Source organism: Propioniciclava sp., from assembly GCF_029977985.1.
Taxonomy (GTDB): Bacteria; Actinomycetota; Actinomycetes; order Propionibacteriales; family Propionibacteriaceae; genus Propioniciclava.
In genome coordinates this window covers 1-5,479 of the sequence record NZ_JARKOT010000221.1, presented here as the reverse complement: position 1 = coordinate 5,479, position 5,479 = coordinate 1, and the positions used below count along the sequence as shown (strand labels likewise).

General features: G+C 70.3%; 5 protein-coding genes. 2 read left to right on the top strand and 3 right to left on the bottom strand.

Going from position 1 to position 5,479, the window contains the following annotated elements:
• Window positions 1-154: 154 nt before the first annotated feature.
• Complete coding sequence (locus tag Q1K57_RS12925) at window positions 155-1,729, bottom strand: helicase HerA-like domain-containing protein (RefSeq protein WP_300083322.1); 1,575 nt, start codon at window positions 1,727-1,729, stop codon at window positions 155-157.
• A gap of 42 nt (window positions 1,730-1,771) precedes the next feature.
• Here Q1K57_RS12925 and Q1K57_RS12920 point away from each other — a divergent pair, with 42 nt between their 5' ends.
• Both Q1K57_RS12920 and Q1K57_RS12915 read left to right on the top strand, forming a co-directional pair.
• On the top strand, window positions 1,772-2,065 hold the full coding sequence (locus Q1K57_RS12920; protein ID WP_300083321.1) for a type II toxin-antitoxin system VapB family antitoxin: 294 nt from the start codon (window positions 1,772-1,774) through the stop codon (window positions 2,063-2,065).
• Window positions 2,066-2,090: 25 nt separating this feature from the next.
• Complete coding sequence (locus Q1K57_RS12915; protein WP_300083320.1) at window positions 2,091-2,615, top strand: LytR C-terminal domain-containing protein; 525 nt, start codon at window positions 2,091-2,093, stop codon at window positions 2,613-2,615.
• A 27-nt stretch (window positions 2,616-2,642) separates the two neighbouring features.
• Here the strand turns inward: Q1K57_RS12915 and Q1K57_RS12910 are convergent, their stop codons facing one another.
• Both Q1K57_RS12910 and Q1K57_RS12905 read right to left on the bottom strand, forming a co-directional pair.
• A complete protein-coding gene (locus tag Q1K57_RS12910; RefSeq protein ID WP_300083319.1) occupies window positions 2,643-4,118 on the bottom strand; it encodes a potassium/proton antiporter in 1,476 nt (491 codons plus the stop codon).
• A gap of 120 nt (window positions 4,119-4,238) precedes the next feature.
• On the bottom strand, window positions 4,239-5,479 hold a 1,241-nt coding region (locus Q1K57_RS12905; RefSeq protein ID WP_300083317.1), incomplete at its 5' end, for a family 1 glycosylhydrolase.

Below are 5,479 nucleotides of genomic sequence, written 5' to 3'. Positions count from 1 at the left end.
CAGACGAAACCGGCGGCGTCCGGACACGTGGCGACGACCGCCGCGACGGCCGCCGCGTCCCGACCGCCCACGAGCACCCGCCACGTCGGCGCCAGCGCACGCACGACCTCCCGGCCGATGCCCCGGGTGCCGCCGGTCACGAGGACCGTGCGGCTCACCGGCGGCGTCCGGTGCCGAAGATGGACCGGGTGATCTCGCGGGCGGCGGTGCGGGCCATCTGGCGCACCATGGTGTTCGACGTGATCTGTTCGAAGATCGTCTTCTCCTTGCGCGCCGACGACCGCGGCCGGGAGGCGCGCTCGGCCGCCGCCTCCTCCTTCGCGCGGGCGGCGTCGGCCTTGGCCCGCGCAGCCGCCGCCTCTTCCGCTGCGGCCGCCTCGGCGCCCGCCTGCAGGCGCGCGTTGAGCACCTCGTAGGCGGACTCGCGGTCGATGGGCGTCCCGTACTTGGCCTGCATCACCGACGACTTCACCCCGTTCGCCATCGCCCCCGCATCCAGCGGATCCATCGACGCCTGCGGCGCCCGCATGCGGGTCCACGCGACGGGCGTGGGCGCCCCGGACGGGTTCAGGACGGTGACGATCGCCTCGCCGATGCCCAGCTGCTGGAGCCGTTCGGCGAGGTCGTAGTCGGTCTTCGGGTAGGTGTTCACGGTCGCCTTGAGCGCCTTCGCGTCGTTGGGCGTGTGCGCGCGCAGCTGGTGCTGCACCCGCGAGCCGAGCTGCGCGAGGACGCTCTCGGGCACGTCCTTGGGCGTCTGGGTGACGAAGAACACGCCCACCCCCTTGGACCGGATGAGCCGCACGGTCTGCTCGATCGAGCTGAGGAAGGCCTTGGAGGCGTCCGCGAACAGCAGGTGGGCCTCGTCGAAGAAGAAGACGAGCTTGGGCTTGTCGAGGTCGCCGGCCTCCGGGAGGTCCTGGTAGAGCTCGGCGAGCAGCCACATGAGGAAGGTGGAGAACAGCGCCGGCCGGTCGGCCAGGTTGGGCAGCTCGAGCAGGCTGATGACGCCCTTGCCGTCAGGGGTCACCTTCAGCAGGTCCTCGGTCTCGAACTCGGGCTCGCCGAAGAAGGTGTCGCCGCCCTGGGCGCCGAGGGCGCTCAGTTGCCGCAGGATGACGCCGGCGGTCGCCTTGCTCAGCCCGCCGATGTCGGCCAGCTCGGCCTTGCCTTCGGCGGAGGTCAGGAACTTGAGCAGCTCGGTGAGGTCCTTGAGGTCGAGCAGCATGAGGTTTCGGGTGTCGGCGTAGTGGAACACCAGCGACAGCGAGCTCTCCTGGGTCTCGTTGAGCCCGAGCACCTTGCTCAGCAGGAGCGGGCCGAACGAGTGGACGGTGGCGCGCAGCGGCACGCCCGTGCCCTCGCCGCCGAGTGCGTAGAACTCGACCGGGCAGGCGGTGGGCGTGAAGTCCTGCCCGATGGCGGTGGTCCGGGCCAGCAGCTTCTCGGACGCCGTGCCTGGCACGGCCAGCCCGGACAGGTCGCCCTTGATGTCGGCGGCGAACACCGCGACGCCGGCGTGGCTGATCTGCTCGGCCATGAGCTGCAGCGTCTTGGTCTTGCCGGTGCCGGTGGCGCCGGCGACGAGACCGTGCCGGTTGAGCATCGACAGGGACAGCCGGATCTTCACCTCGGGCACCGGCTGGCCCGCATCGACCAGCACACCGAGTTCGACGGATTCGGTGTCGAAGGTGTAGCCGGCGCGGATGGTCTCGGTGGCATCGCTCATGCGCCACAGGGTAGCCCCGCGCGGCTGCCCTAGACTGGCCCCGTGATCTTCAAGCGCGTCGGCGAGGAGAAGCCCTACCCCGAGCACGGACTGACACATCGCCAATGGGCCCAGATCGCCCCCCGGCAGGTGCGGCTCGACCAGCTCGTCACCACCAAGCGCTGGCTCGACCTGGAAGCACTGCTCGAGGAGGACTCCACTTTCTACGGCGACTTGTTCGCCCATGTGGTGTCCTTCGAGGGCGACCTCTACCTGGAGGACGGACTGCATCGCACCCTGCGCGCCGCGCTGCAACAACGCAACTCGGTGCACGCCCGCGTGCTCGAACTGTCATAGGCTGACCACGGCCGAGGGAGGGACGATGGACGCACGCACCGTGATCCGGGTGTTGAAGACGCCCGTCACGTTGATCCTGCTCGTCGTCTTCGTGGTGTGGGTGACCCAGTGGGCACTCGCGGAGGTCCGCAAGCCGATCCCGAAGGCACCCCTTCCTCCTTGCGTCGTGACCGACGTCGGCCCCGAGCTCACGACCGACAAGGTGTTCGTCCGCGTCTACAACGGCACCGAAACGAGTGGCCTGGCCCGCCGTCTCGCGTCGACCCTACGCGCCGACGGGTTCACCGTGTTCAAGATCACGAACACCGACACGCCGGACGCGCAGATCTCCGAAGTCGTGGGCAACTCCGAGTCCAGCCCCGAGGTGGTGCTGGTGCGGCAGGCGTTCCAGGACATTCCGTTCCGGGCCGATGGGCGCGGCGACGCCACGGTCGACATCATCATCGGGGCCACCCAGCCGGTCGTGGCGACCGAACCGCAGTTCTCGGCCCCCTTGCCCGACGGTAAGGCGTGCATCGCCCAGGTGCAGATCTACAACAGCGGGGAGTGAGCGGCAGCCGCGCGCTCCGGGCGCGCCTCAGGCGTTCCAACGGCTGAGGCGGCCACCCTGACCGATGGACGCCAAGAGGTGTTCGACGGCGTCGCGTTGCCGGGAGGGGACGACGATCATGAGCTCGTCGCCCTCCTGGATGCGGTCGAGCGGGACCGGGGAGAGGGGGACGCCGTCGCGCAGGATGACCGCCACGACGCTGAGCGGCGGCAGGCGCAGTTCCTTGATGGTGACCCCGTGCAGCCGCGAGCCGGGCGGCACACTGACCTGCATGAAGTCGGCCTGCACCCGGTCGAGCGGGGCGACCTCGACTTCGATGTCGACGGGGGCGGCGTCCGCGATGCGCAGCAGGCGGGCCACCGCGGGCAGCGTGGGCGCCTGGAGCAGGGTGAAGACGACGACGAGGACGAGGACCTCCTCGAAGATGGTCTCGGAACGGGGCGAGCCGGCCGCCAGCGGCACGGTGGCCATGATGATCGGCACGGCACCCCGTAGCCCGGCCCAGGCGACGAACGCCTGCTCACGCCAGGGGAGTTTGAACCAGACGGCGCACAGCGCCACCGACAGCGGCCGCACGATGAAGGTGAGCACCGCGCCGATCACGACGCCCTCGAGCACCATGCGCCACGTGAGCCGCTCGGGGCTCGCCAGCATGCCGAGCATGATGAAGAGACCGATCTGGGCGATCCAGCCGACCCCCTCGGCGAACGACCGGGTGGCGTTGCGGTGTGTCAGGTGGCCGTTGCCGAGGATGACGGCGGCCACGTAGACCGCCGCGAAGCCGGATACGTGCGCCCACACGCCCAAGCCGTACGCGAGGACCGTGACCGCCATCGCCGACAAGGGATAGAGGCCGGACGCGGGCAGCGCCACGCGTCGCAGCAGCCACGCCCCGACGAAGCCCACGACCGCGCCCATGCCGATGCCTCCGGCGAGCTCGAAGAGGATCTCGGCGGCGATCGTGGCGGGGCCGCCGTGGGGCAGATCGCCCAGAGTCCAGGCCGTGGCGGCGGCGACCAGAAGGACCACCGGGGCGTCGTTGAGGCCGGATTCACCCTCCAGCACCGACCGCACGCGAGGCGGCAGCGGCAACCCGCGCAGGACGGAGAAGACCGCGGCGGAGTCGGTGGGTGCCGTGATCGCGCCGATGAGCACGGCCGTCGGCAGGTCGTAGCCGAGGACGAGGTGACAGAAGACGGCGACGAGCGTGATCGAGATCCCGACGCCGACGGTCGCCAGCAGACCGGCGAGGCTCAGAGAGCCCTTGATGTCGATCCAGCGGGTGGTGAACCCGCCCTCGGCGAGGATGAACACGAGCGCGGCGAATCCGAGTCCGTGGGCGAACGCGGCGTCCGACATGCGGACGCCGACGAGCTCGAGGGACATGCCCAGCCCGAGGAACAGCAGCAGTGACGGCAAGCCCAGGCGCGACCCGAGCCGGGCTGCCAGCGCCGCGGCCAGGACCATGACCGCCCCGAAGAGCAGCATGTCGTCCAAGCTCATCGTGCGCCTCCCGTTACCTGTGAGGATATCGCTGGCCGGTTTCGGAGGTGTTGCCGCCTCCGCGTCGAGCACGCCGACGTCGCACCAACGCACGATGGACCCACTGCCGCCGGGCCCCCACTACCCCGCCGGTGAGAAGCGGTCGTAACGCTGTCCCGCCACGAACTCCGTCCGCGCCGAGGCCGTGATGCCCCCGTCGGCGATGACGCGCGCGAGGAAGTGCCCGCTCGGTTTCACCGTGCGCTCCTGGCTGGGGTGGTCGTTGTGGACGATGCCGAACCGCGCGGACTCCCCCTCGCGCCATTCCCAGTTGTCGACGAAGCACCAGTGGTGGTAGCGCTCGAACGGCAGCTTCGAGCCGGCGATGGCCTCCAGGTGGTCGGCCAGGTAGCGGCACCGGAACCGCTCGAGCGCACCAGCCGCCGGGTCGCCGTTGTCGCACGTGCCGTTCTCGGTCACCCACACCGGCCCGCCGTACCGTTCGTGCAACTGCCGCGCGCACGCCACCAGGCCCTCGGGATGGATCTCCCAGCCCAGGTCGTTCACGGGCACCCCCGGCAGCGTGCCGTCGGTGAGCCGCGAGGACGCCGTCCTGCTGTAGTAGTTCAGCCCCAGGAAGTCGTGGTACCCCACTGGGGCGATGTCGTCCGGGCGACGTCCGAACAGTCGCGTGAAGCGACCCGCGAGCATGGCGTCGGCGACGGCGTCCTGGAACATCCACGCGCTGAGCCGGGCCGATGCGCGGTGCACCGGGTTGCGACGGTCGAGGGGCGTGAAGACGCGCATGTGGTGGGCGAACCCGACGGCGGCGTCCGGTTGCAGCTCGTGAATGAGCCGGTAGGCGCGGCAGTGCGCGATGGCCAGGTTGCCGAGGACGGTCCGCACCGCCGCCGGCGAGCGGACGCCCGGCGGCCCGTCGCCCCACAGGCGCGTCACCGTGGCGTACACGTTGGGTTCGTTGATCGTCACCCAGTCGGTGACCAGGTCGCCGAGCGCCGCCACGACCTCACGCACGAAGCGCAACCACACCTCGACCGACGCCGGCGACGTCCAATCCCCCAGCCCCTGGAACCATGACGGTTGGGTGAAGTGGTGCAGGGTGACGAGCGGCACCATGCCGCGCTCGCGCACGAGCGCGATCTCGGCCCGGGACCGGTCGAGGACACCCCCATCGAATTCGCCGGGGCGCGGCTCGATCCGCGACCATTCGACGCCCATCCGGTACGCCTGGAGGCCGAGGGACGCCATCAGTTCGGTGTCCTCGTGCCACCGGTTCCAGTGATCGGTGGCGCGCAGCGGCGACGAGCCGTCCCGGATCGTTCCGGGCAGCTGCGCCCAGTCGTACCAGTTGTTGTTGCGGT